Annotated in this window: 26 protein-coding genes and 1 pseudogene; 16 read left to right on the top strand and 11 right to left on the bottom strand. The window is 67.3% G+C overall.

Annotated features, from left to right (window positions below; genetic code table 11):
• Window positions 1-76 precede the first annotated feature (76 nt).
• Window positions 77-829, top strand: coding sequence for a LysR family substrate-binding domain-containing protein (locus RCH15_RS15340; protein WP_409017197.1), 753 nt, complete (start codon window positions 77-79; stop codon window positions 827-829).
• A 30-nt stretch (window positions 830-859) separates the two neighbouring features.
• Here RCH15_RS15340 and RCH15_RS15345 read toward each other — a convergent pair whose 3' ends face one another.
• The 3 genes from RCH15_RS15345 to RCH15_RS15355 all read right to left on the bottom strand — a co-directional run bounded on the left by RCH15_RS15345 (window position 860) and on the right by RCH15_RS15355 (window position 2,585).
• A complete protein-coding gene (locus tag RCH15_RS15345; RefSeq protein WP_326961529.1) occupies window positions 860-1,195 on the bottom strand; it encodes a hypothetical protein in 336 nt (111 codons plus the stop codon).
• Between the two features lie 120 nt (window positions 1,196-1,315).
• Window positions 1,316-1,789 (bottom strand): hypothetical protein, encoded by a 474-nt coding sequence (locus tag RCH15_RS15350; protein ID WP_326961530.1) that lies wholly within the window; start codon window positions 1,787-1,789, stop codon window positions 1,316-1,318.
• A 73-nt stretch (window positions 1,790-1,862) separates the two neighbouring features.
• A complete protein-coding gene (locus tag RCH15_RS15355; RefSeq protein WP_326961531.1) occupies window positions 1,863-2,585 on the bottom strand; it encodes a GntR family transcriptional regulator in 723 nt (240 codons plus the stop codon).
• 107 nt (window positions 2,586-2,692) lie between these two features.
• Here RCH15_RS15355 and RCH15_RS15360 point away from each other — a divergent pair, with 107 nt between their 5' ends.
• From RCH15_RS15360 to RCH15_RS15375, 4 genes are all read left to right on the top strand, one after another.
• Complete coding sequence (locus RCH15_RS15360; protein ID WP_326961532.1) at window positions 2,693-3,451, top strand: LamB/YcsF family protein; 759 nt, start codon at window positions 2,693-2,695, stop codon at window positions 3,449-3,451.
• A gap of 105 nt (window positions 3,452-3,556) precedes the next feature.
• Window positions 3,557-4,894, top strand: a complete 1,338-nt coding sequence (locus RCH15_RS15365) for an MFS transporter (RefSeq protein ID WP_326961533.1) — start codon at window positions 3,557-3,559, stop codon at window positions 4,892-4,894.
• Between the two features lie 46 nt (window positions 4,895-4,940).
• Window positions 4,941-6,596 (top strand): 5-oxoprolinase/urea amidolyase family protein, encoded by a 1,656-nt coding sequence (locus RCH15_RS15370; protein WP_326961534.1) that lies wholly within the window; start codon window positions 4,941-4,943, stop codon window positions 6,594-6,596.
• The gene (locus tag RCH15_RS15375) at window positions 6,596-8,356 is read left to right on the top strand and encodes an acetyl/propionyl/methylcrotonyl-CoA carboxylase subunit alpha (protein WP_326961535.1); all 1,761 of its coding nucleotides are present in this window, start codon (window positions 6,596-6,598) and stop codon (window positions 8,354-8,356) included. The genes RCH15_RS15370 and RCH15_RS15375 overlap by 1 nt, the downstream gene beginning before the upstream one ends.
• Here the strand turns inward: RCH15_RS15375 and RCH15_RS15380 are convergent.
• The gene (locus RCH15_RS15380) at window positions 8,322-9,257 is read right to left on the bottom strand and encodes a helix-turn-helix transcriptional regulator (RefSeq protein WP_326961536.1); all 936 of its coding nucleotides are present in this window, start codon (window positions 9,255-9,257) and stop codon (window positions 8,322-8,324) included. The two genes, RCH15_RS15375 and RCH15_RS15380, sit on opposite strands and share 35 nt — an antisense overlap.
• Before the next feature lie 194 nt (window positions 9,258-9,451).
• Here RCH15_RS15380 and RCH15_RS15385 point away from each other — a divergent pair, with 194 nt between their 5' ends.
• Window positions 9,452-10,495: an NAD(P)-dependent alcohol dehydrogenase gene (locus tag RCH15_RS15385; RefSeq protein WP_326961537.1), complete on the top strand. Its 1,044-nt coding sequence runs from the start codon at window positions 9,452-9,454 to the stop codon at window positions 10,493-10,495.
• Window positions 10,496-10,658: 163 nt separating this feature from the next.
• Window positions 10,659-11,039, top strand: coding sequence for a DUF7793 family protein (locus tag RCH15_RS15390; protein ID WP_326961538.1), 381 nt, complete (start codon window positions 10,659-10,661; stop codon window positions 11,037-11,039).
• A 174-nt stretch (window positions 11,040-11,213) separates the two neighbouring features.
• Here RCH15_RS15390 and nagA read toward each other — a convergent pair whose 3' ends face one another.
• From nagA to RCH15_RS15405, 3 genes are read right to left on the bottom strand one after another with little or no spacing between them, the layout of a single operon-like run.
• Window positions 11,214-12,410 (bottom strand): N-acetylglucosamine-6-phosphate deacetylase, encoded by a 1,197-nt coding sequence (nagA, locus tag RCH15_RS15395; RefSeq protein ID WP_326961539.1) that lies wholly within the window; start codon window positions 12,408-12,410, stop codon window positions 11,214-11,216.
• Entirely contained in the window at window positions 12,407-13,195 is a 789-nt protein-coding gene (locus RCH15_RS15400; RefSeq protein WP_326961579.1) for a DeoR/GlpR family DNA-binding transcription regulator, read from the bottom strand. The genes nagA and RCH15_RS15400 overlap by 4 nt, the downstream gene beginning before the upstream one ends.
• A gap of 2 nt (window positions 13,196-13,197) precedes the next feature.
• The gene (locus tag RCH15_RS15405; RefSeq protein WP_326961540.1) at window positions 13,198-13,386 is read right to left on the bottom strand and encodes a hypothetical protein; all 189 of its coding nucleotides are present in this window, start codon (window positions 13,384-13,386) and stop codon (window positions 13,198-13,200) included.
• A 321-nt stretch (window positions 13,387-13,707) separates the two neighbouring features.
• Here RCH15_RS15405 and RCH15_RS15410 point away from each other — a divergent pair, with 321 nt between their 5' ends.
• A complete protein-coding gene (locus RCH15_RS15410) occupies window positions 13,708-14,085 on the top strand; it encodes a hypothetical protein (RefSeq protein ID WP_326961541.1) in 378 nt (125 codons plus the stop codon).
• A 45-nt stretch (window positions 14,086-14,130) separates the two neighbouring features.
• Here the strand turns inward: RCH15_RS15410 and RCH15_RS15415 are convergent, their stop codons facing one another.
• Entirely contained in the window at window positions 14,131-16,812 is a 2,682-nt protein-coding gene (locus tag RCH15_RS15415) for a PEP/pyruvate-binding domain-containing protein (RefSeq protein ID WP_326961542.1), read from the bottom strand.
• Window positions 16,813-17,060: 248 nt separating this feature from the next.
• Window positions 17,061-17,546 (bottom strand): tetratricopeptide repeat protein, encoded by a 486-nt coding sequence (locus RCH15_RS15420; protein ID WP_326961543.1) that lies wholly within the window; start codon window positions 17,544-17,546, stop codon window positions 17,061-17,063.
• Window positions 17,547-17,588: 42 nt separating this feature from the next.
• Between RCH15_RS15420 and RCH15_RS15425 the strand changes: the two genes are divergently transcribed.
• Both RCH15_RS15425 and RCH15_RS15430 read left to right on the top strand, forming a co-directional pair.
• Window positions 17,589-18,311 (top strand): AAA family ATPase, encoded by a 723-nt coding sequence (locus RCH15_RS15425; RefSeq protein ID WP_326961544.1) that lies wholly within the window; start codon window positions 17,589-17,591, stop codon window positions 18,309-18,311.
• Window positions 18,312-18,358: 47 nt separating this feature from the next.
• Window positions 18,359-19,144: a GNAT family N-acetyltransferase gene (locus RCH15_RS15430; protein WP_326961545.1), complete on the top strand. Its 786-nt coding sequence runs from the start codon at window positions 18,359-18,361 to the stop codon at window positions 19,142-19,144.
• Window positions 19,145-19,174: 30 nt separating this feature from the next.
• Here the strand turns inward: RCH15_RS15430 and arfB are convergent, their stop codons facing one another.
• Both arfB and RCH15_RS15440 read right to left on the bottom strand, forming a co-directional pair.
• Window positions 19,175-19,597 carry an alternative ribosome rescue aminoacyl-tRNA hydrolase ArfB gene (gene arfB / locus RCH15_RS15435; RefSeq protein ID WP_326961546.1) on the bottom strand — a complete coding sequence of 141 codons (423 nt, stop codon included), beginning with the start codon at window positions 19,595-19,597 and terminating at the stop codon, window positions 19,175-19,177.
• A gap of 83 nt (window positions 19,598-19,680) precedes the next feature.
• A pseudogene (locus RCH15_RS15440) lies at window positions 19,681-19,881 on the bottom strand (MFS transporter); the annotation flags it as partial.
• A 96-nt stretch (window positions 19,882-19,977) separates the two neighbouring features.
• On the opposite strand from RCH15_RS15440, the gene RCH15_RS15445 reads away from it, so the two are divergent.
• From RCH15_RS15445 to RCH15_RS15470, 6 genes are all read left to right on the top strand, one after another.
• The gene (locus RCH15_RS15445; RefSeq protein ID WP_326961547.1) at window positions 19,978-20,772 is read left to right on the top strand and encodes an IclR family transcriptional regulator; all 795 of its coding nucleotides are present in this window, start codon (window positions 19,978-19,980) and stop codon (window positions 20,770-20,772) included.
• A 204-nt stretch (window positions 20,773-20,976) separates the two neighbouring features.
• A complete protein-coding gene (locus RCH15_RS15450) occupies window positions 20,977-22,254 on the top strand; it encodes a cytochrome P450 (RefSeq protein ID WP_326961548.1) in 1,278 nt (425 codons plus the stop codon).
• A 5-nt stretch (window positions 22,255-22,259) separates the two neighbouring features.
• On the top strand, window positions 22,260-23,339 hold the full coding sequence (locus RCH15_RS15455) for a PEP/pyruvate-binding domain-containing protein (RefSeq protein WP_326961549.1): 1,080 nt from the start codon (window positions 22,260-22,262) through the stop codon (window positions 23,337-23,339).
• 65 nt (window positions 23,340-23,404) lie between these two features.
• Window positions 23,405-25,276 (top strand): PEP-utilizing enzyme, encoded by a 1,872-nt coding sequence (locus tag RCH15_RS15460; protein WP_326961550.1) that lies wholly within the window; start codon window positions 23,405-23,407, stop codon window positions 25,274-25,276.
• A gap of 7 nt (window positions 25,277-25,283) precedes the next feature.
• Window positions 25,284-26,114 carry an SDR family NAD(P)-dependent oxidoreductase gene (locus RCH15_RS15465; protein WP_326961551.1) on the top strand — a complete coding sequence of 277 codons (831 nt, stop codon included), beginning with the start codon at window positions 25,284-25,286 and terminating at the stop codon, window positions 26,112-26,114.
• Window positions 26,115-26,162: 48 nt separating this feature from the next.
• Window positions 26,163-26,483 (top strand): 2Fe-2S iron-sulfur cluster-binding protein, encoded by a 321-nt coding sequence (locus RCH15_RS15470; protein ID WP_326961552.1) that lies wholly within the window; start codon window positions 26,163-26,165, stop codon window positions 26,481-26,483.
• The last annotated feature ends 1 nt before the right edge of the window (window position 26,484 follow it).

Here is a 26,484-nt window from a genome sequence, read left to right on the forward strand (position 1 = left end):
CCCGCAGGGCACCAAAACAGCACCATGCAGCCGGGGGCAGGGAGCCGTCCTCCGGCCCTGGCGGTACTGTAAACATGTGTCCGCAGCAGAAGAAGCACCCCAGCCCCCCGCCGAGACCGCCGATATCCCGGACGCGGCAGCCGTCCGCGAGTTGCGCTTCGCCTATGTCGCCGGCGTGACCCCGGGCAAATGGACCCGGCGCTGGGAAGAGCGGATGCCCGATGTTCCGCTGCACTCCTTTATGTCCGACGACGGTGCCCAACTTGCCGTGCTTCGGAACGGTTCCGCGGACCTGAGCTTCGTCCGGCTGCCGGTGGACCGCGAGGGCCTGAGCGTCATTGCCCTCTATGCGGAACAGCCCGTGGTGGTGGCCCCCAAGGGGCATGAGATCTCGGTATTCGAGGAGGTGGACCTGGCCGACCTCGGCAAGGAGTCGTTCCTGGATGTGGACGACCTGGGCGGACCCGAAATGGCCCTGCAGATGGTGGCCACCGGAGCCGGCCTGGTGATCCTGCCCATGTCGGTGGCCCGCCACTTCAACGTCAAAGACACCGTGGCGCGCAAGCTCACGGGGGCGCCCACTACCGAGATCGCTTTGGCGTGGCCCAGCGACACCACGGATGAGGTCATTGAGGAGTTTATCGGGATCGTCCGCGGCCGCACGGCCGCAAGCTCCCGGCAGCCTTCCGCGCAACAGGAAAAGCCCAGGAAAGAGCCCAAGCCGGATCGTCGCGGCCCTGCCGTGAAAAAGCCCAAAGTGGCGCAGCGCTACGCTCCGAACCCGGATAAGGGCCGCGGCAAGGGCTCCCGGAAAAAGGGTAAACGCTAGCGGAACACCCTCGAGGGTCGCCCGCCGCGTCTAATTGGCGCAGGCGTCCTGGAGGGCCTTCACGGAATCGGCCGGAGCCTGGTCGCCGGAATCGGCAATCTGGCGCAACGGGGTGGTGATCTCGGCGGGAACGCCGGCGGACTCCGCGCCGGCGACCAGGCCGCCGAGCACTTCTTTGTCCTGAACGCTGACCAGGCCGTCTTCCACGAGGGCGCACGCCTGCTTCTTGACCTCACTGCCGGCAGCCGTTGCAACTTGGGAAGCGCCGTCGCTGACGGCCTTGTCCGCGGCGTCCTGCACCTGCCCGCAGCCTGTCAGCGCGATCGCGAAGGTGGCTGCGGCAAGGGCGGCGAGGCGAAGTTTCATGCATCAACCCTAACAAGGGCCATTGGGGTCCGCCCGGGCAAGCGGCGGACCGACCCGCTGCGGTCTGCCGCGGCGCCTGACAGCGGTCCAGCGGCCGGCTGGAGGCAGTGAGCCAACTCCTCAGGCTTCCGGCGCGCCCGTGGAGACGCCGCTCAGGGTGTCGATGTAATCCAGCGTCTTGTCACTGACATGCCGCACGGCAGCCAGGGCCTCCCGGACATCGGTTCTCCTGGCCTGGTCACGGAGTGCGTCCCGAAGCTCCGGTACCGAATCGACGCCTTCCCGCTCCAGCACGGCGGTGATGTCCTCGACCTGGGCAAGACGGCCGGGCGAGGGCCAGTCGATAACTTCCGAGAGTTTCCCCGTGTCGAGGTGTTTGCGGAATCCGCTGGTCGTGGCGGCGTCCGGCCACGCCTCGATCAGAGCGAATACACGGGGTTTGACGGTCTCGTGGTAATTCTGTCGCCGCTGCAGCGTCGCATCGACAATGATGGCTCCGATATGGTCCCAGCCACGGCGCTCTTCCACCAGTCCGTCAGTGCTCTGGGGGTCCATGAAAACCGGAAGGTTGGCATTGTCATCGCTGATAGTCATATGGAAATACTTTCATGTGCCGGACGCAAGCGGGAGCCGCGGCGGGACTACACCGCCCGGCCCGTCAGAGCGCTCAGTCGCCGTGGACCACGCTCTGCTTTTCTTCCGAGCGGTTCAGGTAGGCCAGCAGCAGCTCCCCGGCGCGGTCAAGGTCGCCGTCCTCCAGCGCTCCGCAGATCTCTTCGTTGTCATCGAGGTAGCTGCGGTAGAAGTGCGCGTCCACGGTGGCTTTGTGGAAAAAGAGGCGCATCTCGGCCAGCACCTGGGCCATGATCGTATTAAGGCGGCTGCTCCCGGCCAAGGCCACGATTGCCTTGTGGAAGTGCTGGTTGGCGCTGCCCAGGGCCTCCTCGTCGTCGGCTGCTGCCGCCGACCGTCCTTCCTCGATGGCGGCCCGGACCGCGGCCACCCGTTCAGGGCTTCCGCCACCCCGGATGGCGCTTACCTCTACGAACCGCCGCACGGTGTAGACGTCATGGATGTCGCCCGGGCCCAGGCTGGCAACAAAGACACCCCGGTTGGGCTGCCGGACTACCAGCCGCTCTGCCGCGAGTTCGGCGAAGGCTTCCCGGACGGTGTTGCGCGAGACGCCCAAATCCTCGGAAACAGTCGATTCCGTAAGCCGCGCGCCCGGCAGCAGCACCCCTTCGGCCAGTTGCCGCCGCAGTTCCGCCGCTACCCGGCCCGCTACCGAGGGAATGGCCACCCGCAGCCGGGCCGCCCCGCTCCCGACGGCCAAAGGGGGAGCTCCGGTCAGGCCGGAAGGGTCTCGGGATCCTGCTTCGAAGCTCGTCATACCTCAGAATTTACACGATCGTTCCATCGTGGAATCGAAGAATTGTTGAACAATCCGATGATTTAGTGCATCCTTGAGGAGGGGAACCACTGAGACGAGGATCACAAATGGCAACCATCGACCTGAACAGCGACGTCGGCGAGTCCTACGGCCGCTGGAGCCTGGGAGACGACTCGGCGATGTTCCGCTCGGTTTCCAGCGCGAACGTGGCCTGCGGATTCCACGCCGGAGACCCCAGCGTGATCCGGACGACCTGCCGGGAGGCAGTCGCCGCCGGCGTCGTCATTGGCGCCCACGTCGGCTACCGTGACCTCGCCGGCTTCGGCCGCCGGTTTCTCGACATCGACCCGATCGAACTGGCGGACGACGTCGTCTACCAGATCGGGGCGCTTCAGGCTCTGGCTGCGGCAGAAGGCGGCAAGGTCACCTACGTCAAGCCGCACGGCGGCCTGTACAACGCCATCGTCGCCCACACCGCGCAGGCGCAAGCCGTTGTCGATGCCATCAAATCCGTCGACCCGAACCTGCCCATCCTCGGCCTGCCAGGTTCGGAGGTGCTGCGCCTGGCCGAGGCCGCCGGGCTCCGCGCCGTGACCGAAGCCTTCGCCGACCGGGCCTACAACCCGGACGGCACCCTCGTCTCCCGCACGCTTCCCGGCGCTGTCCTGCACGACCACGCGGAGGTCACGGAGCATGTCCTCCGGATGGCCTCTGATTCCGCCGTCCGCACAATCGACGGCTCCATCCTGAAAATCCGCGCCGAGAGCATCTGCGTGCATGGTGACTCCCCGGGGGCCGTGACCATGGCCGCGGCAGTCCGGCGGGCCCTGACCGCCGCCGGCATCAGCACCGCCGCGTTCGTCTGATCCGGTCGCCAAGAAGCACTGCTTCACCGGTGCTGCTCCCGCCAACCGGCGCTGCTCCACCACACCCACCCAGCACAGGCAGCACCCGCACCCTGGAGGAAAATCATGACCACACCGCAGCAGGCCACCCCGGCCGCCAGCAAAAGGAAGCTGCCGCCCGGCGCCTTCAAGGCCTACGTCGCCAGCCTCACCGGCACCTCGCTGGAATATTACGACTTCGCGATCTATTCCGTGGCGTCGGCGCTGATCTTTCCCAAGATTTTCTTCCCCGTCGGCGATGAACTCGTCGGCCTGCTGCTGTCCTTCTCCACTTTCGCCGTCGGCTACCTGGCCCGCCCCATCGGCGGGATCATCTTCGGCCGGCTGGGTGACAAGATCGGCCGCAAGCACGTCCTGGTGGTGACCCTCATGCTCATTGGCGTTGCCACAGTGCTTATCGGCGTGCTGCCCGACTACTCGGCCATCGGCGTCGCCGCACCCATCATCCTGGTGTTGCTGCGCCTGGCCCAGGGCATCGGCGTCGGCGGCGAATGGGGCGGAGCGGTCCTGCTTTCGAGTGAATTCGGCGACGCCAACAAGCGCGGCTTCTGGTCCTCGGCCGCCCAGATCGGCCCGCCAGCCGGCAACCTGATGGCCAACGGCGTCCTGGCCCTTCTCGCGGCGACCCTCAGCACTGAGGCGTTCCTCTCCTGGGGCTGGCGCGTAGCCTTCCTCGCTTCCGCCCTGCTGGTGGTCTTCGGTCTCCTGATCCGGCTCAAGCTCGAGGAAACCCCCGTCTTCAAAGCCATCCAGGCCCATGGCGAGGCACCCGAGGCCCCCATCAAGGAGGTCTTCACCAAAGAACCCCGCGCCCTGGTTGCCGCCGCCCTCTCCCGCATCTGCCCCGACGTTCTCTACTCGCTCTTCACCGTTTTCGTGGCCCTCTACGCGACCAAGGCACTCGGCATGACCACCGGAAATGTCCTCGGCGCCATCCTCATCGGCTCGGCTTTCCAGCTGGTGCTGATCCCCGCGGCCGGCGCCCTCACGGACCGTTTCAACCGCCGCCTGGTCTACGGCATCGCCACCGTTGCCACAGCCCTGTACATTCCCGTGTTCTTCTGGATGATCCAGGGCAAGTCGGTTGCCATGCTCACCCTCGGCGTTGTGATCGGCCTGGCCTTCCACGCCTTCATGTACGGACCCCAGGCTGCCTTCATCACCGAGCAGTTCCCGGCCCGGCTGCGCTACGCCGGCAGCTCGCTGGCCTACACCCTGGCCGGAGTGATCGGCGGCGCCGTGGCACCGCTGGTTTTCACCGCCCTCTACGCGGCGAGCGGCAACTGGTACCTGATCGCCGGCTACCTTGCGGTCGCCGCCGTCGTGACCGTCGTCGGGCTGGCCCTCGGCATGAATCCGCAGACGCAGGAAGAAGAACGCCTCCTGCAGGGAGCCCACGCCTAAGCGGCGCAGCCCACTTTCCACGCACCGGCAACGACGAAGGCAACTGATGATTGAGACAGCGGGGGAAACCCTGGCAGTACAAAAGGCGGCAGTGCAACGGGTGAGCTCCGTGCGGGCCGTGGGAACGCGCGCAGTACTGGCCGAGCTCGCCGGAGTCCAGGGCGTGCTGGCACTGCAGGCCTTTCTTCTGGAGAAACCGCTGCCGGGCCAGCTGGACGTTCTTGCCGCGGCCGAGACGGTCCTGGTCACGGCAGACTCGCCAAGTTCAGCCAGGCGGATCGCCGCGCGGCTGCTCCGGCTTGAGTTCACCGCGCCTGCGCAGCGTGACGGGGAGCTGGTGGTCATCGATACCGTGTACGACGGCGAGGACCTCGCCGAAGTGGGGGAGCTGACCGGTCTCGGGGCCGAGGGCGTCATCGCAGCCCACACCGGGCAGGTCTGGACCGTGGCCTTCGCAGGCTTCGCCCCGGGCTTCGGTTATCTGGTGGGGGACGACCAGGGGCTTGAGGTGCCGCGGCGCAGCTCGCCGCGCACCGCCGTCCCTGCCGGTTCGGTGGCGCTGGCAGGCAACTACTCCGCTGTCTACCCGCGCCGTTCGCCGGGGGGCTGGCAGCTGATCGGCCGCACCGGGGCCGCAATGTGGGACCTGGACCGTGAGCAGCCTGCCCTGGCCGCCCCCGGGCACAGGGTGCGGTTCCGCGCGGTCCGGGACGCCGTGGCGCTGGCACCGGAACACCCAGACCGAACCCCCGTCCCCGATGTGGCTGCCGGCCTGCGGGTCATCTCGCCCGGCCTGCAGAGCCTGGTCCAGGATCTGGGCCGCTTCGGCCACTCCGGCCTGGGCGTCTCCGCAGCCGGCGCGCTGGACCGGGCCTCATTGCGCAGGGCCAACCGCCTCGTCGGAAATGCCGCATCGGCTGCCGCCATTGAAACTGTTGCGGCGGGCCTCACCGTTCAGGCGGTCGGGGACCAGGTCCTCGCCGTAGCCGGGGCGCCGTCCGAACTGTCCATCGAGTCTGGTGGCGGGGACAACGGCGAGCCGGCCCGGCGGACTGTCCCGGTCGCCGCCCCCTTCGCCCTGCTCAACGGTGAAACCCTGAGGATCGGGGTGCCGCAGAGCGGATTCCGCAGCTACCTCGCCGTCCGCGGCGGCGTGGACACCGCCCCGGTACTCGGCAGCCGCTCCACTGACACCATGTCCGGGATCGGCCCCGCACCGCTCTCGGCCGGCCAGCTCCTTGCCTCCGGCGGCGAAGCCGAATCCGGCGTCGTGGGGCATCCGGAACTGCAGCCGGAGTTCCCCGGCGCCGGCGTCACCGTGCTCGACGTCGTCCCCGGACCGCGCGCCGACTGGTTCGACGCCGCAGCCTTGGCCTCTTTCTGCGGCCAGGACTGGGAAGTGACGCCTCATTCCAACCGGGTCGGCATGCGGCTGCAGGGGAATGCGCTGCAGCGCACCCGTCAGGGCGAACTGCCCAGTGAAGGCACAGTTGCAGGTGCCTTGCAGGTCCCGCCGGCAGGGCTCCCCGTGCTCTTCCTCGCCGACCACCCCATCACAGGGGGCTACCCGGTGATCGCCGTGGTGGTCGACTCCCAGCTGGACCTGGCCGCCCAGGTCCCGATCGGTGGCAGGATCCGCTTCCGCTGGGCGGACTCCGGCACCACCGAACACGCCACCCCCGACAAAGAAGCGAGTAACTGATGCGCAAGGTCCTGATCGCCAACCGCGGGGAAATCGCCGTCCGGATTGTCCGGGCCTGCGACGACGCGCGGCTGTCTTCCGTCGCTGTCTACGCGGATGTCGACGCAGACGCTCTGCACGTCTCCGCCGCGGACGAGGCGTATGCCCTGGGCGGCAACTCGCCCGCAGAGACCTACCTGAACATCCCCAAGCTCCTCGCCGCCGCTGCAGCGTCCGGCGCAGACGCCCTGCACCCCGGTTACGGCTTCCTGTCCGAGAACGCCGAGTTTGCCCAGGCCGTCCTCGATGCAGGCCTCACCTGGATCGGGCCCACCCCCGAGGCGATCCGGCTTCTCGGCAACAAAATCACCGCCCGCGAGACCGCCGTCCGGGCCGGTGCCCCCCTCGTTGCCGGCAGCGAGGGCCCGGTGGAATCCGCCGCCGAGGCCCGCGCCTCTGCCGAACAGCACGGCCTGCCGATCGCCATCAAGGCGGCGTTTGGCGGCGGCGGCCGCGGCATGAAGGTGGTCCGCCACCTCGACGAAGTCGAGGAAGCCTTCGATTCCGCCGTCCGCGAAGCCGTCGGCGCTTTCGGTCGGGGCGAATGCTTCGTGGAGCGCTATCTCGACGCGCCGCGGCACGTCGAGGCGCAGGTCCTCGCGGACAATTACGGCAGTGTCATCGTCGTCGGAACCCGCGACTGCTCACTCCAGCGCCGGCACCAGAAACTCGTCGAAGAGGCCCCTGCGCCGTTCCTCACCGACGGCCAGACCCGCCAGATTTACGACGCCGCCAAGGCCGTCTGCCGCGAAGCCGGCTACTCCGGCGCCGGCACCGTGGAATTTCTCGTCGCCGCCGACGGCACCGTGGCGTTCCTTGAGGTCAACACCAGGCTCCAAGTGGAGCATCCCATCACCGAGGAAACCACCGGGATCGACCTCGTCCAGGAGCAGTTCCGCATCGCCGCCGGGAAGCCGCTGCGCATCACGGAGGACCCGCCACCGCGCGGGCACTCGTTCGAGTTCCGGCTGAACGCCGAAGACGCGGGCCGCGGCTTCCTGCCCTCGCCCGGCACTGTCGATGAATTCTCCGGCCCCACCGGCCCGGGAGTCCGGATCGACACCGGTGTGCGCTCCGGTTCCTTCGTCCCGCCGCAGTTCGACTCGCTCCTGGCGAAACTGATCATCACCGGTGCCGACCGGCAGCAGGCCCTGCGCCGTGCCCGCCGCGCCCTCGCTGAAATCAGCATCACCGGGGTCGCCACTGTGCTGCCCTTCCACCGGGCCGTGGTGGAATCCCCGGACTTCGCCTCCGAGGACGGCCTCAACGTCCACACCCGGTGGATCGAAACCGATTTCGCGGACAGCCTCTCCATCGCCGCGGACCCGGACTACAGTGTCACCGCGCCCGACGGCGGGCGCCGCACCATCACCGTCGAGGTGGACGGCCGCCGGCTGGCGGTGGGATTGCCTGCGGACCTGCTGGATGGCTGGGCGCGCTCGGGCGGACCGCTTTCTGCGGTTGCCCCCGCCGCCGGTACGTCCGACCGGGGAGCGGCTGACGCCGATCCCCGGGAATTGCGCGCCCACATGGCCGGCACCGTCGTCAAATGGCTCGTGGAACCGGGGACCGAGGTCTCCGCGGGGGACCCCGTCGTCGTGCTGGAGGCGATGAAGATGGAAACCCGGATCGCGGCCCACCGCGGCGGAACCGTGACCGGCCGGCAAACGGAATCCGGCGGCGTCGTTACTGCGGGCGCGGTGTTGGCCCTGATCGGTTAGTTCCCGGGTGCCGGGACTCAGCCGGCCCGGTTTCCGCCGGCCGGGACTCCGACTCCTGCGTCGCGGCCCAGCTGGAGAGCAGCCGCAGTGCGTCCCCGGTGGAGGAACCGGGCTCCGCGGTGTAGACGAGCAGCGACAGCCCGGCGTCAGCCGGGAGATCCAGGGACTCGTAGAGCAGATGCAGGTCACCCACCACGGGGTGCCGGAGGTGCTTGACCCCGGTGTAGTGCTGGCGGACGTTGTGGGCCGCCCACCGGGTGCGGAACTCCTCGCTGCGCGTGGAAAGTTCCCCGACGAGGTCGCTCAATCCCCGGTCGTACGGATCCCGGCCGGCCTCGGTGCGCAGGATCGCCACCGTGTCGTTTGCTGCCCGCTCCCAGTCCGGGTAGAAGCCGCAGGAACGGGTGTCTAGAAAGATGAACCGGGCATGGTTGGCCGGCCGGACGGGGCCGGCGTACATCTCGGAATACAGTGCGTAGCCGAGCTGGTTGGCAGCGAGGATGTCCAGGCGGCCGTTGCGCACGAACGCAGGCGCGCCGGTGACCGCGTCAAGCATGAGCTGCACGCCCGTGCGCACCGGCTGCGTGGCGGCCCGGCGGCGCTGCGGCCTGCGGCTGCTGCTCGCGGCCCGCGCAAGGTCAAACAGGTGCGCCTGCTCGGCCTCGTCCAGTTGCAACGCTCGTGCCAGCGATTCCAGAACGCCCTCGGAGACTCCGGAGAGGTTTCCCCGTTCCAGCCGGGTGTAATACTCCACACTGACCCCTGCCAGCATGGCAACCTCACCGCGCCGCAACCCGGGGACACGGCGGTTGCCGCCGTATACCGGCAGCCCCGCCTGCTCGGGGCTGATTTTCGCCCGCCGGGTGGCAAGGAAGTCCCGGGTCTCACTCTGATTGTCCATACCCTCAACGGTAAAGGGTGCCGCGCTGCGAGGGAGGCCCTGCCAGTACCCCTCTCGGCAGGGCCTCCCTTAACCGCACCGGATGGTGTTTGATGGAAGGTGCCCCCGATGACGTCCGGGCCAAAAAAGGCCGCACCTGACCGGTGACCGACGCCGGGGCTACTTTCCCCCTGAACCCCACAAGCAGGAGACTCATGCTTACCGTTAACGCTTACGCCGCCACCTCGGCGACGGAACCCCTCGTTCCCACCACCATTGAACGCCGCGACGTCGGGGCGCACGACGTCCTCATTGACATCAAGTTCGCTGGCATCTGCCACTCGGACATCCACACAGTCCGCGGCGACTGGGGACCCCAGTCCTACCCGCTGGCACCGGGCCACGAAATCGCGGGTATCGTCACCGAGGTCGGCTCAGCCGTCACCAAGCACAAGGTAGGCGACCGGGTGGGTGTCGGCTGCATGGTGAACTCCTGCGGCGAATGCGTCAACTGCCAGGCCGGCGAGGAGCAGTACTGCCTCAAGGGCAACACGGGCACCTACGGCGCCGTCGACCGTGACGGCACCATCACCCAGGGCGGTTACTCGACCCACGTCGTCGTGACCGAGGACTTCGTCGTCACGATCCCCGAGGGCATCGAGCTCGACGTCGCCGCGCCCCTGCTCTGCGCCGGTATCACCACGTTTTCGCCACTGCGCCACTGGAACGCCGGCCCCGGCAAGAAAGTCGCCGTCGTCGGCCTCGGCGGTCTCGGACACATGGCCGTCAAGCTCGCCCACGCCATGGGCGCCGAGGTCACGGTGCTCTCACAGTCGCTGAAGAAGCAGGAAGACGGCCTCCGCCTCGGTGCCGACCACTACTTCGCCACGAGCGATGAGAACACGTTCACAGAGCTCGCCGGCAGCTTCGACCTGATCATCAACACGGTCAGCGCTTCAATCGACATCAGCTCCTACCTCCAGCTGCTGACCCTTGACGGTGCCCTGGTAAACGTCGGTGCTCCGGCCGAACCGCTGCCCGTGAACGCGTTCGCGCTCATCGTCGGCCGCCGCTCCTTCGCCGGTTCCATGATCGGCGGCATCCGCCAGACCCAGGAAATGCTCGACTTCTGCGCCGAGCACCATTTGGGCGCCGAGATCGAGGTCATCCCGGCCGAGAAGATCAACGAAGCCTACGAGCGCGTGCTGGCCTCCGACGTGCGGTACCGCTTTGTGATTGACACTTCCACCCTGGTCTAACTCCAAGCCCCGGACGGGCCCGGCCGGCCCCCTAACTGCTGGCCGGGCCCTTCCCGCTGGGCCGGAACGTGGTGCGGCCTCCAGGCGGCCCTGACCGGCGCCGAGCCGGACGCACCGGCCTCCTTCCAGGGCGTTGTCCCAGCTCAGGCCTAGAATGGGACCAATGATGCCTGAACGAATTTTCGCTGCGGACGGGAAGAATTCCCTGATCATCCGCGGCGGGATCATCGAATCGCTGTGGCGCCCGGGTTCCTTTGTGGACGTCGAGGACGCCAAGGACGCCATGCTGGCCGTGAATCGGGTCAGCGGCGGCATCCCGATGCCAATGCTCTCTGAAATGACCGACGTGGAGATCAGCGCAGCGGCCAGGTACGAATTCGCGCAAACTTCGGGCGTGCTGGCCATCGCCGTCCTCGGATCCAGTGCAGTGGACCGCGTCATAGCCGCCGCCATGAGCCGCCACACCCGTTACCCGCACGAGTTCTTCACGTCCAGAACTGCGGCCACCACCTGGCTGTCGGAAGTCCTTGGGGCCCGGCCGTAATCGCCGGCTGCTGACGGGGCCAATTGAACGTGCCCGGCCCGGCGGGCGGGGATTCTTCCCTCAGCAACCGCCACAATGATTATCAGTGATTGGAAGCGGTACCATTACGTCATAAAAGATCACTTCGAAGGGTGTGCTGGTGGCCGAAGTCATTGTTGCGACGGCGGCGGTCGCCTACGCCGGCAGGCGCCGGCCGGCCGCGAACACGGCGTCGACCGTGAGCTCATTGCTGAGAAGGACCGCGTCGGCGGCGTAACCGGCCGCAAGCAGGCCGAGGTCATGGCTGCGCCCGATAGCCCGCGCGGGGGTCTCGGTCAGCGCCGTGACCGCCTCTTCGACAGGGATGCCCGCCTCCGTAACCGCCCGGCGCAGGGCTGCGTCCAGAGTGAGCGTCGAGCCGGCGATGGCCCCCTCCAGCCCGGTCCCGTCGCTGGCGAGGCGGGCCACGCCGCCGGTGACGGTGACGGCCAGTGACCCGAGCACATATTCACCGTCATCGGCACCGGTGGCGGCCATGGCGTCGGTGATCAAGGCGATCCGGCCGGGAGCGCCGGCGAAGGCCAGGCGCACCACCTCCGGGTGGACGTGGACCCCGTCGTTGATGATTTCCAGCGTCACGCCGGGCGAATGCGTTGCTGCGGCGACCGGTCCGGGTGCCCGGTGGTGGATGCCGGGCATGCCGTTGAAGGCGTGGGTCAGGATCGAGGCGCCGTCCTTGAACGCCGCCAGGGCCGTGGCGTAGTCGGCTGAACTGTGCCCGACAGCCACGGCGACACCGGCGTCGACGAGCGTACGGATGGCTTCCGGCGCACCTGGCAGCTCAGGCGCCAGGGTCCATTGGCGCAGGTGGCCCCTGGCGGCGATGAGCAGCCGGGCTATCGACTCACTGTCGGGGGCGCGGAGCAGTGCCGGGTCGTGCGCCCCCCGGAAGGAGTTGTCGAGGAAGGGACCTTCAAGGTGCGCGCCAAGCACCAGCGGGTTCGTCTCGGCCGCGTCGGCGACGGCGGCGAGCCGGAGTTCAAGGTCGCTCTGGCAGGCAGTGACGAGGGAGAGCACGGCGCGGGTGGTGCCGTGTCGGTGGTGGACGGCCAGAGCTTCACGGATGGCGCGGGCGCCCTCCGGACCGTCAGTACCGACATCAAAAGCAAACCCGCCGCCGCCGTGACAGTGGATGTCGATGAAGCCCGGGGTCAGCCGGCGGCCGGCGGCATCGGTCACATCCCGGGCCGCAGCGCCCAGGGCCTGCCAGCCGGTGCCCGACCCGACAGCTGACACCGCAGTGCCCGTGAAAGCCACCCAGGCGTCGGGAGTGGTGCAGCCGCCGGAGACCAGGCGAGCGGAGTGGATGATGCAGGTGGGTGGAACAGTCATGATGCGACGATCACTTCCAGACCCTGGTCCACAAATGCGGCCCGCTGCTCCGAGGTGATCCCTGAGTCCGTGATGAGCCCTCTGAACCGGTGCAGTTCGCCCACGCGGGCGAACGCTACGCGGCCGATCTTGCTGGAGTCGGCCACGATCATGGCCTTGGCGGCGCGCTCTGCCATCAGGGAGTTGACGGCGGCCTCACGTTCATCGTTCACGGTCGGGCCAGCTTGTGGATCCAGGCCGTTCACGCCGATGAACGCGATGTCCATGCGCACCCGCTGCAGCACGGCGTCGCTGTACGGGCCGACGAGTTCGTATGAGCGCGAGTGCACCACCCCGCCGGTCACCACGGTCTTGATTTGGGGGCGCATCGCCAATTGCGCGGCGATGTTGAGGGCATTGGTCACCACCGTCAGTGTGGCGTGCGGGGAGGCCTCCATGATGTCCGCTCTGGCACCCAGTACGCCGGCGATCGCCGTGCTGGTGGTGCCCCCGCAGAGCCCGACGACGGCGCCGCGGGCTACGAGGGCGCTGGCTGCGCGTGCGATCAGGAGCTTCTGCGGCGCGTTCTGCTCGCGTTTGTAGCGCAGGGGCAGGTCATAAGCAACGGATTGCCCGATCGCACCGCCCCGCGTGCGGGTGAGCAGCTGCTGGGCCGCGAGCGTGTCGAGGTCCCGGCGCGCGGTTGCCGCCGAAACGCCGAGGCTGGTGATGATGTCATCGATCTCAATTTGGCCGGATTCGGCGAGCAGGTCGAGTACTGCGGCGAGGCGCTCCGTGCGGTCCAGTGTCATGCGGTTCCTGTCTCCATAAGAGTGGTGGCGCCAGAAAGGGCAGCCGGACGTTCAGCGGCGGCGCGGGCGCGCAGCGCCGCGCCGATGGGTCCGGCGTTCTCCCCGATCCGCGCAGGGAGCAGCAGCGGAGGGCGGTGGAAGGTGAGTAGCGCGCCGACACGTTCCCGCAGCGGGTCCCCGGCCATGACGTGTCTCCTACTCGGCTGCTTCGGTTCTGTTCCACGATCGATTCTGATCGCAAACGCCATCATCCGATCACTTTAGCTCGTCGGGCCGGCGGTCTCACCGTAGTAAGCATGACCGTACGGGTCATGAACCCTGCGGTGCACGGGCTATCGGCAGCGTCATTCCGCTGGGTCGGTGCCGGGCTTGAAAAACGCAACGGCCGAAGAGCACCGCAGTTGCGCTCAACGATGCTATCCAGACGGCCGGCATCAGCGCCGGCGGGTTGCCGGCCAAGGGTGTTGCCGTGGAGGACCGCTCCAGGCGGCAGTAGGCTTCCGATCATGCCTGTCCTTCCTTTGGCCTTCTGCGCGGTGCTCGGCATCCTTGCAGTGTTCCAACTGCTGCTCATCACCGGGCTGCCCCTGGGCCGGTTCGCTTGGGGAGGCCAGAACTCGGTGCTGCCCGCGCGGCTCAGAGTCGGAAGTGCCGTGTCGATCGTCGTCTATGCGGCTTTCGCTCTCGTTGCGTTGGAACGAGCCGGCCTGATCTCGATCCTCCCGTCGTCCTCTTTCACGGTGGCCGCGATGTGGGTGATTGCGGCCTACCTGCTCCTTAGCGTGCTGCCAAATCTCGCCTCGAAGAGCAGTCATGAAAGACGGGTGATGGTTCCGGTGTCCCTGGTCCTGGCAGGCCTTGCCTTTCTCATCGCCGTGCGGTGACTGGGCGGCGCTGCCGGACAGCCGCCGGGGGCAACCCAGCGGCCGTTACGGACCCTGGGATGCGGCCGAATGCTCGATTGTGACAGTGCCCGCGTCGCCGTCGACCCGGATCTGCTGGCCGCTGGTGATCCGCTGGGTGGCCACTCCGGTGCCGAGCACCGCGGGGATGCCGTACTCGCGGGCCACGATGGAGCTGTGGCTCAACGGGCCGCCGATGTCGGTGACCACCGCGGACGCCATAGCGAACAGCGACGTCCACGCCGGAGTGGTGATGCGGGCGACCAGGACGTCCCCCGGCACCATCCGGGAGAAATCCTCGGGCCCTCTGAGGACGCGGGCAGGGGCGCTGACCTGGCCCGCGCTGGCGCCGGCGCCCTTGATGGTCTCGTCGAGGGACTCCTGCGGGGCTGCCGGCATCATGGAGCCGAAAGCCCGTTCCATCCACCTGCTTTTCGGAAGCAGTTGGGGGGCTGCTGCTTTCGCTTGTCCCCGCCACAGCATTTTGCGTTCGTCGACGGCGCGTGCGCGGACGGGCCGGTCCGCGCCGGCAATCGCCACGGCTGCCGGCGCGCCGGGCTCGGCGAGACCGAACTCGACGGCGCTTCTGAGCTCTTGATGGTGCAGCCAGAACACATCGGCGGGCTTGGCGATGACGGCGGCCTCCACCAGCCGCTGCCCAAGTTCCAGCAGCATCCGGCGGAGCAACGGCCAGGCCAGTCCGACGTCGGCCAAAGCATCCTCGCGGATCGGTGCGGCGCGTTGTGCCCAGCGGAGCAACCGGAGGAACGCGTCGCGCCGGCGCGGACCGAGCCGGGCGGCCACGCGGCTGGTCTCCCCCTCCCGGCGGATAGCTGACATTCGTTGGCGCTCGTGCGGGTTGCTGCCCTGCCCGGTCAGGTAGAACTTCACCGTCTCCAGCAGTTGCGAGGGCTCGTCGGCCGGCACCGGGCTGGCGAAATCCAGGTTGTAGACCATGTGGCCGAACCGGTCGAGGTGGGCTTGAAAGCGGGGATTCCAGTGGTGCCAGAGGTCCGGATCCACTCCGGCGGGAGCGAGCCCGGTGCGTTGCGCCTCAACCAGGGCCGCTGTGGGCCGGGCGGAAATCGCCGGGGCCAGTCCTGGAACATCCCGGACCCAGGCGGCGAGGTCGTACAGCGACTTCTCCGCCAGGATGGGTTGGCTGTCGTAGCCAAGCAGGAACGTCTGGGCGGGAGGATCCCCGGTGCGCCGCACGAACTTCTCGTAATACGCCCGGAAGCAGATCTCGCTGGTCGCGGCGACTGGAATGACTGACTGTACAGCCGTGTAGTACACCGTCCCGGCGTCCAGCAGTGACTGCACGCCCTCCAGCAGGTCCGCCCCGGCGAGCTCCGCGACGGGTTTCGCCGACCAGTCCCCGATGACTTTTTCGTAGCGGGGGTGGGAGAAGTCCCGCCAGCCTGCCAGTCCCATGTGCGCCTTGCCGCGGGCCAGTGAGCGTACCGCGGTCAGCGACTTGCCGGTCACCCGCCACATGGCCGAGTTGCGGTAGTAGTAATAGGCGTAGCCGTTGATGGTGGGCAGCCCGACGTCGTTCTCATGAACCACGTTCTTGCCGGCAGCTTCGGACATCAAGGCGCGCAGGGACCGGGACACCGAGCCATCGATGAGATCGGCGAACAAGGGTGAGAGCGGGTCCGGCAGCTGCTCCACGATGCTCGCCCGGAAGTAGAGTCCCTTCGGATAGGGCACCGTCCAGGTGTCCGGTGTCTCGGCCGCCGGTTCCGGCAGCGCCGTGATGGGCCGCGATTGCAGAATGAACAACTCCCCACCGGCCCGGGCCCACTCGATGTCCTGCGGTTCTCCGAACTGGTCCGCGATCCGGGTTCCGCAGCTGGCCAGCTCCGCCGCCGCTGCGTCGTCCAGAACCGCCTGCCGACGGCGGAACGCGGGTACCGGTTGCTCCCGGGTGCCGTGCTCGGCGTAGACCGTCATGACCTCCTTGTCAGCGGTCCGGCGCGACAGGACTCGGCCCGTCCCGGCGTCGACGACGGCGTCGTCCGTGGTTACTGCGCCACTGACCACGGACTCGCCCAGGCCCCAGGCGGCACTGATCAGGAGTTGGTCGCGGCGTCCGTTGGCCGGATTGGCGGTGAACATCACTCCGGCCGATTCGGCCTCGACCATCCGCTGGACCACCACCGCCAAGCGCACGGTGTCCGGGCCAATGCCTTCATGCGCGCGGTAGGCCAAAGCGCGCGCCGTCCACAAGGAGGCCCAGCAATCCCGGACGGCTGCGGCCAGGGCCTCCGGGCCGCGGACGTTGAGGTAGGTTTCCTGTTGCCCGGCGAAGCTGGCAGAGGCGAGGTCCTCGGCCGTGGCGGAAGAACGCACCGCCACGGCCGCATATCGGCTGGCAGCCCTTCCAGCGCTGAGAAGTCCGTAGGCTGTGTTTAGTTCCGTCGCGATCCCGGCCGGCATGGTCCCGCCGGCGAACAGGGCACGGATCTTGTTGGCGGCAGCCTCGTAATCCGCCGGCGCCGCCTGCGGCGGCAGCGCAGCCAGTTCCTGGATGCCGGACCCGAGGTGATTGTCTTCTACAAACTCCGCATAGGCTGCGGTGTTGAGTACGAACCCCGGAGGAACCGGCAGTCCGGCCCGAACGAGGCCAGCGAGTCCGACGCCCTTCCCGCCCACCACAGCAACCTCGTCCCGGTCCACATCATCGAAGTAGTTGATGTAAGTCATGGTGCGACCTTCCTGCCCGGAGCCCCAGCCCCGTGAATGTCTCTGCTGCGCAACATAGTGGCACTGCGGCCGGCGCAGTGCCATAGCGGTGCGGGGACGTTTGCAGGCAGCCTCGGCTCCGGGCCGTGAACTCCGGCGGCAGCGTTCCGTCACCAGCAGGTCCCGGGGTGTACCCGAAGTCACACGCCGGGCATCCCACAGCCCGTGGGCGCCTTCGACGAGGCCGCCTTCGCAGCGCGGACTGGCAGCTAACTGTCTGTCAGAAGTTTCGCGTAGTTCGCCATCGACTGCTGATACCGGGGCAGGTGGGGTATCAACGCTTCGAGTGCCACGCGGAGCGCCTCGTCGTGCCCGCCCGCATCCCGCAGGGCCAGGGCCCGCACCGCGCTGGGCGCCCCGCCCAACGCATGCGGATCGGCGTGCGAAAGTATCTCCAAAGCCTTTGAGCTGTGGCCAAGCGCCCGCTGGGAGCTGGCCATCTGCACGCAGGTGCGGGTCAGTCTGAGGGGGTCAAGTCCGGCAGCCAGCCCGGCCTCGTAAAAGGAAACAGCGTCGGCAGTGCGTCCCGTGGAATCGCGGATGCAGGCACGCTCAAAATCAGCGCGGCCGTCGGGGGCGGGCGAGGCGGCTGCGAGCTCGTCGAGTTCAGCCACGATCTCATCGCCGTTGGTTGGGGCTGCCTCGAAGGCGGTCCAGAAAGCGGCCACTCGGCGCTCCCATTCGTCCATGGTCATATGCCGATCCTACGGGCCAACGGTGCCTGTAAGAATGAGGGCATGGCCCTTCACGATTATCCGATCCGGCGGCTCGCAGAGGACCCTGCGAACACTTTGGACCGCTTACGTTGGCCTGCCTCCCTGCCTCCGGTCGCCCAGGTCCTCGATCAAGGACTGGACCTGACGTCCGCTACCGTGCTGGTGGGCGAGAACGGGACCGGAAAATCCACGCTGGTGGAAGCCATCGCGCTGGCTTACGGTTTGTCGCCTGAGGGGGGATCAACCGGAGCGCGGCACACGACCCGGGCCAGCGAATCCGCGCTCGCCGATCACCTGCAGTTGGTCCGGAACGCCGGTACCACCAGGCGGGGCTACTTTCTCCGTGCGGAAACCATGCATGGGTTCTTTACCTATCTTGAGAGCAACCCGAGCACCGCCGGACCGGATATTCCGTTCCATGACATGTCCCATGGCGAGTCGTTCCTGGAGCTGGCCGTTAACCGATTCCGCGGGGACGGACTGTGGGTGCTGGATGAGCCGGAATCCGCGTTGTCCTTTACCGGGTCCCTCACCCTGCTTGCCGTCCTGAAAAATCTACTGGCCGCCGGCAAATCCCAGGTCATCATGTCCACCCACTCGCCGGTGCTCGCGGCCCTTCCCGGCGCGCAAATCCTCGAAGTGGGGCCCTGGGGATTGCGGCCGCGGATGTGGGCTGATCTGGACCTCGTCGCAAACTGGCGGTCGTTCCTGGACGCGCCGGAGCGGTACCTCCGCCATATGTAGGCGCGGCCGCCGGGGAGGGACGTCGGTCCGCTGTACCGTGGTGGCCAATGACTATTTCAAAGTTCCTTGCGGCGTATGACCAGCAGCTTAGGACGGATGCGGAGACCCCCAGTGCGATCGCAGTTGAGCGGCTGGGCCCTCTGCGCCTGGTGACCTTCGAGGGCGGCCGCGGCTTCGTGACCTATCGGGACCTCGAGGGGGCGGATGCTGAGACGATCGCTCGATGGGTGGCCGAAGCACTGGCGGTCTATCGAGCAGATCCGGCGATTGTGCGGGTCGAATGGAAGACGCGCGGCCATGACCACGCCCCCGGACTCCACGGTGCGCTGCTCGCGAACGGATTCGAAGCTGACGAGACCGAGGCAATCATGATCGGGCCGGCCGGTGTTCTCAGTGGGGAGGTGGAGCTTCCGCCAGGGGTGGGCCTGCGGCGGGTCACGGAGGAGCGGGACATCCGGGCCATGAGCGCCATGCAGGATGAGGTCTTTGGCAGTCCACCCTCGGACGGCAACGCCGAAGCCGTCCTGCGCCGGGCCGCCTGCGGCGACGGGATGGAGCTGTGGGTTGCCGAACATCGAGGGGTGATCGTCAGCGCCGGCCGCCTCGAGCCGGTTCCCGGCACGGACTTTGCGGGAATCTGGGGCGGGGCGACCCGTGAGCAATGGCGCGGCCGGGGAATCTACCGGGCAGTCACCGCCGCCCGGGCCCGTGCCGCGCTCGCTCTGGGCAAGACGCTCATCCACAGCGATTCAACGGACTATTCACGGCCGATCCTGGAACGCTATGGCCTGCTTCGGGTCTCAACGACGACGCCGTACCGCTGGCGGCGCTGAAACCGGAGCCTGTGTTCCCGCCCGCGGGTTTTATTCGGCCGAGGGCCGCTGCCGCTGCCGTTTCGTCGCTGACCGCTGTTCCTTGGCGGCCAGGCGGCGACGGTTCGAGCCCCGGGTGGGTTTGGTGGCCCGGCGGGGAGCAGCCTCGGGGGTCAGCGCCCCCGCCGCCAGGTTGGCGAGCTTGGCCAACGCGATCTCGCGGTTGCGCAGCTGGGACCGCCGTTCTGACGCGGTCACGGTCAGTACCCCGGCCACCAAGCGTTGTTCGAGCCGGGTGAGGAGCATCAGCCGTTGGCTCTCCGTCAGCACCGCCGAGGCGGCGACGTTCCACAGGAGCTCGACGCGGCTGTCCGAGGTGTTGACGTGCTGACCGCCAGGCCCGGAGGACCGCGAGAACCGCCAGCTGAGTTCTGCTGCCGGAATGGTGAGCGCGGGCGACACCTCCAGATCCATGCCACCAGCGTTGCACGAAAAAGTCCGGATCAAGAACCCCTTCTGCCTCGCCGGCGCCCAGCATCGCCGGTTCCGGCCGGCGCCTAGTGCGTCAGGTCCTGGCCTTTTGTCTCGGGGATGGTAAAGACGAAGAGCGCGCTGAGGACCAGGAGGCCCACCGCATACAGGTTGAACCCGTCGGCCACGCCAATGGTGCCGAGCCAGGTCTGCAGATACGCGGCGGTTCCGCCAAACACGGCCACGCAGATGGAATACGGCACGCCGACGCCGATGGTCCGGATGCTCGGGCTCAGCCGGGACTAGACTCATCCCGGGCCGACGGGCCGACGGGCCGACGGGCCGCCTGCTGACGCGCCAGGCCCCCCGACAAGGAGGTCAGGATGGCCGGCGGCAGCCGTGAACCCGGCAGGACGGTGACCTCAAAGGTCCTCTCCATCCTGGAAGCCTTCGAAAAGTCCCGGGGCGCCCTCAGCCTGACCGACATCGCGGAGACATCCGGACTGCCGTTGAGCACCACCCACCGGCTGGTCGCCGAACTCACCGACTGGGGATTGCTCTCCCGCGAGCCGAACGGGCGCTACCAGCTGGGCATCCGGCTCTGGGAGCTTGCCCAGAACACCGGGCGTCAATTGCGCGACGCGGCCCGCCCGTACGTCCAGGACCTGTTCTCCCTCACCGGCGAAACCGCGCACCTGGCGGTCCGGGCAGGCCACGAGGTGCTTTATATCGACCGTGTTTACGGCTCCAAGCGGGTGCCGCGGGCCTCCCGGGTGGGCGGCCGGCTGCCCATGCACGCGACCGCCGTCGGCAAGGTCATCCTGGCCTACGACGAGGACTGGGTGCGGGATGCATACCTGAACCGGCAGCTGAAGCGGCACACCGCGCACACTCACGTGGACCCGAAAAAGCTGGCCGCGGAGTTGACCCAGATCCGCGGCCAGGGTTACGCCACGACGCTTGAGGAAGTCCGGCTGGGGTCTTGTTCAATCGCCGTGCCGGTCTTCCATACCGGCAGGATCGGTGCCTCGATCGGGTTGGTACTGCCCACCAGCCAGGCCGCCACGATGACCCGGCACCTGCCTGTCCTGCGGGGCATAGCCGCCCAGATTGAGCGTGCCACCGCCAGGATCCCGCTCGAAACGCTGCTGGGCAGCCATACGGCCGGGACGCATTGAGCCGCCGCCCGCTCCGCTGCGGCATGTCCAGGCCGAGGTGTCCTGTGACCGGGGCCAGCACCGTGAACTGCAGCAGTGCGGGAGCAACTGGTTTCCACTGAGTGGAAGTACGCATGTCCGCTGGTAGTGATGGGGGCCACACTGGGATTTAAGAACCCCGGCATGCACTGGCGCTGCCGGCGGGACCGAACCCAAGGAGCTCAGATGTCACCCTCGACGGAAACGGCCGGTCGCTGTCCCTTTGGACACGGCGCCGAAGCGCCCGCAGGGCACCACGGCTACGAGCCGTTCCAGATGAAAGACCCCTTTCCGGCTTACGCCCAGCTCCGGGCCGAGCAGCCTGTGATGTTCGACGAGCGGGTCGGCCTCTACGTCGTTTCCCGTTACGAGGACATCAAAGCGGTCTTTGAGGACTGGCAGACCTTTTCCAGCGAAAACGCCCAGGCTCCCGTCCGCGAACGCGGCGCTGCCGCGAAGAAGATCATGGAGGATGGTGGCTTCACTGCCTATTCGGGCTTGTCCGCCCGCCGCCCGCCGGAACACACACGTATCCGCGCCGTGGTCCAGAAAGCTTTCACGCCCCGCCGCTATAAGGCACTGGAACCCTTCATCCGGCAGAACGTGGCCGGCCTGCTCGAAAAAATGCTGGCCCGTCCTGATCGCCGCGGTGACATGGTCAAGGACCTCGCCTACGACGTCCCCACCATCACTATCCTCACCCTGATCGGCGCGGATGTCTCCCAGGTGGACACCTTCAAGCGCTGGAGTGATTCCCGCGCCGCGATGACCTGGGGCGACCTCAGCGATGAGGAACAGATCCCGCACGCCCACAACCTCGTCGAGTACTGGCAGGAATGCCTCCGTCTGGTCAAGGTGGCCCACGAGGAAGGCGGTGACAACCTCACCGCGGACCTGGTGAAGTCGCAGCAGGAAGGCGCCGAGATCTCCGATCATGAGATCGCCTCGGTCCTCTACAGCTTGCTCTTCGCCGGCCACGAGACCACCACCACGCTGATCTCCAACGCCCTCCGCGAACTCCTGGCCCGCCCGGAGCAGTGGAAGCAGCTCGTCGAGGACCCCAAGAAAATCCCTGCCGCCATCGACGAAGTCCTGCGTTACGCCGGCTCGATCGTCGGCTGGCGGCGCAAGGCCCTCCAGGACACCGAGGTGGGCGGCGTCGCCATCGAGGAAGGCGCGCAGCTGCTGCTCCTGATGGGCTCCGCCAACCGCGACGAGAACAAGTTCAACGCCGGCGAGGACTTCGACATCACCCGCTCCAATGCCCGCGAGCACCTGTCCTTCGGGTACGGCATCCACTACTGCCTGGGCAATATGCTCGCCAAGCTCCAGGCCAAAATAGCGCTCGAGGAAGTGGCCCGGATCGCCCCGGAGCTGCAGCTGGAGAAGCCGGAAGCCATCACTTTCCGCGAAAATCTTTCCTTCCGCGTCCCCGAGACCGTTCCCGTCAGCTGGAAGGCTTGAGAAATATGCAAAGCAACGAATACATCCAGTTCTTCGACGGCGGCATCGAACCGAAGCTGGAGAACCTCGGCGGCAAGGGCGCCTCCCTGGTCACCATGACCTCTGCCGGCATGCCCGTCCCGCCGGGCTTCGTGGTCACCACGGCCCAGTTCGACGCCTTCATGGAGGAGGCCGGCATCACCCGGCACATCCACCAGCTTCTCGCCGATCTGGACCCCGAGGACATGGGCCAGGTGGACAGGGTCTCCGCCGCCATCCGCGAGGACATCTGCTCCAGGGCGGTGCCCCAAACACTGCGTGAGCTTACCGTAGGTGCCTACGAGGCCCTGATGTCCCGCTTCGAGGCGCCCGTTCCTGTGGCCGTGCGCTCAAGCGCCACCGCCGAGGATTTGCCGGACGCCTCCTTCGCCGGCCAGCAGGACACGTACCTCTGGCTCGACGGCGTCAAGGCCGTCACCGAACACATCCGGCAGTGCTGGGCCTCGCTCTTCACGTCCCGAGCCATCATCTACCGGCTCAAGAACAACATCCCCAACGAGGGACTCTCCATGGCTGTCGTGGTGCAGAAGATGGTCAACGCCCGCGTCTCCGGCGTCGCGATCACCATGGACCCCACCAACGGCGACCGCTCCAAGATCACCATCGACTCCTCCTACGGGGTAGGAGAGATGGTCGTCTCCGGCCAGGTCACCCCGGACAACATCAAACTGGACAAGGTCACCCTGGCCGTCATCTCCGAACACCTCGGCGACAAGCACGCCGAACTCGTCCCGGACGCCGCAGCCGGCCGGCTGGTGGAACGTGAAGTCGACGCCGAGCGCCGGGGCCGACGCAGCCTCAGTGACGCGGAACTCACCGCCGTCGCGCAGATGGCCAAACGCGCGGAGAAACACTACAGGTGCCCGCAGGACATCGAATGGGCCCTCGACACGGACCTGCCCGACGGCGAGAACCTGCTCCTGCTGCAATCCCGCCCGGAAACCGTGCACTCGTCGAAACCAGCCACGCCGACAACGCCGCAACCTGTGGTCGCGGGATACTTCAGCGGATTCAGCGCCGGCACACTCAAGCCGTCGGTCCAGTAAACGCTCTTCCCGTCAGTCCGCCTCCCACCACGGCTCACCGTCGAGCCAGTATTGAAAGGACCGCCATGTCCCTGAAGTCCTTCCCCAAACCCTCCGAGCTCGCGGTTCCCGCCGGCGCCGAGGGCTGGGAAAAGATCTACCCGTATTACCTGGTCTTCCAGGACAAGCTCAGGGAACAGGAGGACGCCAAGTTCTGGTTCTGCGACAGTCAGCACTGGCCCACGGTGTTCAAGCCCTTCGAGACCATCGGCGGCGAATTCGCGGTCAAGTGCCTGGGCCAGTACAACGCCCGGCACCTGATGATTCCCAACGCCAACGGCATTGAATTCCGCGTGCACCTCGGCTATTTGTACATGTCGCCCATCCCGGTGCCGGAGGACCAGATTGCCGCGCGGGTGCCCCTGTTCGAACAGCGCGTGGGCCACTACTTCCAGAACTGGGACCAATTGCTCAAGCAGTGGCACGTCAAGGTCAAAGGGACCATTGAGGAGATGGAATCCATCTCGTTCCCCAAGCTTCCGGACGTGGTCCCGATGGAGGACATCCTCTCCGGCAAGGGCAAGGACGGCTCCGAGAAGCTGCTGGAGAGCTATGACCGCCTGATCCAGCTGGCGTACCAGAACTGGCAGTACCACTTCGAGTTCCTCAATCTCGGCTACATCGCCTATTTGGACTTCTTCAACTTCTGCAAGCAGGTCTTCCCCAACATCCCGGACCAGTCCATCGCCACCATGGTCCAGGGCGTCGACATGGAACTCTTCCGCCCGGATGACGAGTTGAAGGGGCTGGCCAAACTGGCCGTCGAACTGAAGCTGCAGCCGCATTTTGCCAACACGGACGACGTCGAGTCCACCCTTGCTGCGATCGCGGCGGCCCCCGGGGGGGACCGCTGGACGGCCCAGTACGAGGCCGCCAAAGATCCGTGGTTCAACTTCACCGTGGGCAACGGCTTCTACGGCCACGACAAGTACTGGAACGAACACCAGGAAATCCCGCTCGGCTACATCGCGGACTACATCCGCCGCGTGGACGAGGGCCAGGAAATCATGCGCCCGGTGGCGGCCCTCATCATCGAACGGGACCGGATCATCGAGGAATACCGGGACCTCCTGGAAGGCGAAAACCAGGCACTCTTTGACGCCAAGCGCGGGCTCGCGGCCACCGCCTACCCGTATGTGGAGAACCACAACTTCTACATCGAGCACTGGACCATGGGCGTCTTCTGGCGCAAGATCCGCGAACTCAGCCGCATGATGCACTCGGAGGGTTTTTGGACCGAGCCGGATGACCTGCTCTACCTGGGCCGCAATGAGGTCCGCGACGCACTCTTCGACCTCGTCACCGGCTGGGGCGTCGGCGCCAAACCGATCGGCCCGGACTACTGGCCCGAGGAGATCGAGCGCCGCCGCGGGATTGTGGATGCGCTCAAGACCGCCCGGCCGGCACCAGCCCTGAACACCCCGCCGGAAATTATCACCGAACCGTTCACCCGGATGTTGTGGGGCATCACCACCGAGCAGGTCCAGCAGTGGCTGGGCGCCGGCGAAGCGGTCGAGGGCGGCGGGCTGCGCGGCATGGCAGCTTCGCCCGGTGTCGTCGAAGGCCTGGCCCGCGTGGTCACCGACGCGGACCGGCTCTCCGAGGTGCAGCAGGGCGAGATCCTGGTCGCCACCGTCACGGCACCGTCCTGGGGCCCGATCTTCGGCAAGATCAGGGCCACGGTGACTGACATCGGCGGCATGATGAGCCACGCGGCGATCGTCTGCCGGGAATACGGCCTCCCGGCCGTGACGGGTACCGGCTCGGCGTCGACCACGATCAAGACCGGCCAGCGGTTGCGGGTGGACGGGACCCAGGGCACGGTCCAGATCCTCGACGCGGAGGAACCGGAGCTCCAGGTCACCGGGCCCGGGGCGCACAGCCACAGCCATGTCTGAACAGCGGATGCCTGACCCGAATATGCCTGTTGCGGAATATGAGGGCGCCGGGCAGCCGGGTGCAGCTGGCGGGGCGGAGACCCGCCAGAAGGGCAAATCCGCCCGCACCGTCCTGATCACCGGAGCCGCCGGCGGCCTGGGCCGGGCGTTCGCGCTTGGCTTCGGCCGCCGCGGCTACCGCGTGGCGGTGGCGGACGTGAACCTCGACGGCGCGGGGGAAACGGCCAAATTGGTCCTCGACACCGGGGCCGACGCGGCAGCCTTCCACGCCGACGTCACCAGCGTCGACTCCACCGAAGCCCTCGCGAGAAGCTGCGCGGACTTCGGCAACGGAAGCATCGACGTCGTGCTGAACAACGCCGCGGTGTACGCCGGGGTGACCCGCAGCCCGTTCGAGGACATCGATCCGGCTGAATGGGACCTCGTGATGAACGTCAACCTCAAGGGCCCCTGGCTCATGACGCGGGCCGCCAGCCCGTACTTGCCCGAGGGCGGGCGCGTCATCAACCTCTCCAGCGCCACGATCTTCAGCGGCTCGGAGCAGTGGCTCCACTACGTCGCCTCCAAGGGCGGGGTGGTGGCCCTGACCCGGGTACTGGCCAAGGAACTGGGCCGGCGGGGGATTACGGTCAACGCGATCGCCCCCGGCTTCACCCTCACCGAGGCCAGCTACGGGCTGATGGAGAACGCCGAGAACTACGGTGTGGACCGCGGCGCGATCAAGCGGGCCAGCCAGCCGGAGGACATCGTGGGCGCGGCGCTCTTCCTGGCCGGGCCGGACAGTTCCTATTACACCGGGCAGACCATGGTGGTCGACGGCGGCCGCCAGTTCATCTGACCGTTCCCTTTCCCGCTCAACTTCCGCTTTCAACCCCAAGGAGAACCAATGCCAACGGTTCATTTCACCGACGCCGAGGGCGGCGTCCGCGACGTCCAGGGCAATCCCGGCGACTCTGTCATGGAAACCGCGGTGCGCAACGGCGTCCCCGGCATCGTGGCCGAATGCGGCGGTTCGCTGTCCTGCGCCACCTGCCACGTCTTTGTCCGCGAGGACTGCCTCTCGAAGCTCCCGCCGATGGAGGACATGGAGGACGAGATGCTCTACGGCACCGCCGTGGACCGCGAGGACAACTCCCGGCTGTCCTGCCAGGTCCGGCTCACCGACGAGCTGGAACTGTTCGTCACCACCCCGGAAACCCAGGTGTAGG

It is taken from the genome of Arthrobacter sp. MP_M4 (assembly GCF_035984855.1).
In the GTDB taxonomy this organism is placed as follows: Bacteria; Actinomycetota; Actinomycetes; order Actinomycetales; family Micrococcaceae; genus Arthrobacter.

What these genes read in the sequence shown, in the direction of transcription:
- RCH15_RS15355 (WP_326961531.1), bottom strand. Translation starts at nt 2,585, where the DNA reads ATGACGAGCTTCGAAGCAGGATCCCGAGACCCTTCCGGCCTGACCGGA.
- RCH15_RS15450 (WP_326961548.1), top strand. Translation starts at nt 20,977, where the DNA reads ATGTCACCCTCGACGGAAACGGCCGGTCGCTGTCCCTTTGGACACGGC.
- RCH15_RS15375 (WP_326961535.1), top strand. Translation starts at nt 6,596, where the DNA reads ATGCGCAAGGTCCTGATCGCCAACCGCGGGGAAATCGCCGTCCGGATT.
- RCH15_RS15465 (WP_326961551.1), top strand. Translation starts at nt 25,284, where the DNA reads ATGCCTGACCCGAATATGCCTGTTGCGGAATATGAGGGCGCCGGGCAG.
- RCH15_RS15425 (WP_326961544.1), top strand. Translation starts at nt 17,589, where the DNA reads ATGGCCCTTCACGATTATCCGATCCGGCGGCTCGCAGAGGACCCTGCG.
- arfB (WP_326961546.1), bottom strand. Translation starts at nt 19,597, where the DNA reads ATGGATCTGGAGGTGTCGCCCGCGCTCACCATTCCGGCAGCAGAACTC.
- RCH15_RS15460 (WP_326961550.1), top strand. Translation starts at nt 23,405, where the DNA reads ATGTCCCTGAAGTCCTTCCCCAAACCCTCCGAGCTCGCGGTTCCCGCC.
- RCH15_RS15430 (WP_326961545.1), top strand. Translation starts at nt 18,359, where the DNA reads ATGACTATTTCAAAGTTCCTTGCGGCGTATGACCAGCAGCTTAGGACG.
- RCH15_RS15350 (WP_326961530.1), bottom strand. Translation starts at nt 1,789, where the DNA reads ATGACTATCAGCGATGACAATGCCAACCTTCCGGTTTTCATGGACCCC.
- RCH15_RS15420 (WP_326961543.1), bottom strand. Translation starts at nt 17,546, where the DNA reads ATGACCATGGACGAATGGGAGCGCCGAGTGGCCGCTTTCTGGACCGCC.
- RCH15_RS15385 (WP_326961537.1), top strand. Translation starts at nt 9,452, where the DNA reads ATGCTTACCGTTAACGCTTACGCCGCCACCTCGGCGACGGAACCCCTC.
- nagA (WP_326961539.1), bottom strand. Translation starts at nt 12,410, where the DNA reads ATGACTGTTCCACCCACCTGCATCATCCACTCCGCTCGCCTGGTCTCC.
- RCH15_RS15445 (WP_326961547.1), top strand. Translation starts at nt 19,978, where the DNA reads ATGGCCGGCGGCAGCCGTGAACCCGGCAGGACGGTGACCTCAAAGGTC.
- RCH15_RS15455 (WP_326961549.1), top strand. Translation starts at nt 22,260, where the DNA reads ATGCAAAGCAACGAATACATCCAGTTCTTCGACGGCGGCATCGAACCG.
- RCH15_RS15380 (WP_326961536.1), bottom strand. Translation starts at nt 9,257, where the DNA reads ATGGACAATCAGAGTGAGACCCGGGACTTCCTTGCCACCCGGCGGGCG.
- RCH15_RS15405 (WP_326961540.1), bottom strand. Translation starts at nt 13,386, where the DNA reads ATGGCCGGGGACCCGCTGCGGGAACGTGTCGGCGCGCTACTCACCTTC.
- RCH15_RS15470 (WP_326961552.1), top strand. Translation starts at nt 26,163, where the DNA reads ATGCCAACGGTTCATTTCACCGACGCCGAGGGCGGCGTCCGCGACGTC.
- RCH15_RS15390 (WP_326961538.1), top strand. Translation starts at nt 10,659, where the DNA reads ATGATGCCTGAACGAATTTTCGCTGCGGACGGGAAGAATTCCCTGATC.
- RCH15_RS15410 (WP_326961541.1), top strand. Translation starts at nt 13,708, where the DNA reads ATGCCTGTCCTTCCTTTGGCCTTCTGCGCGGTGCTCGGCATCCTTGCA.
- RCH15_RS15415 (WP_326961542.1), bottom strand. Translation starts at nt 16,812, where the DNA reads ATGACTTACATCAACTACTTCGATGATGTGGACCGGGACGAGGTTGCT.
- RCH15_RS15365 (WP_326961533.1), top strand. Translation starts at nt 3,557, where the DNA reads ATGACCACACCGCAGCAGGCCACCCCGGCCGCCAGCAAAAGGAAGCTG.
- RCH15_RS15370 (WP_326961534.1), top strand. Translation starts at nt 4,941, where the DNA reads ATGATTGAGACAGCGGGGGAAACCCTGGCAGTACAAAAGGCGGCAGTG.
- RCH15_RS15360 (WP_326961532.1), top strand. Translation starts at nt 2,693, where the DNA reads ATGGCAACCATCGACCTGAACAGCGACGTCGGCGAGTCCTACGGCCGC.
- RCH15_RS15345 (WP_326961529.1), bottom strand. Translation starts at nt 1,195, where the DNA reads ATGAAACTTCGCCTCGCCGCCCTTGCCGCAGCCACCTTCGCGATCGCG.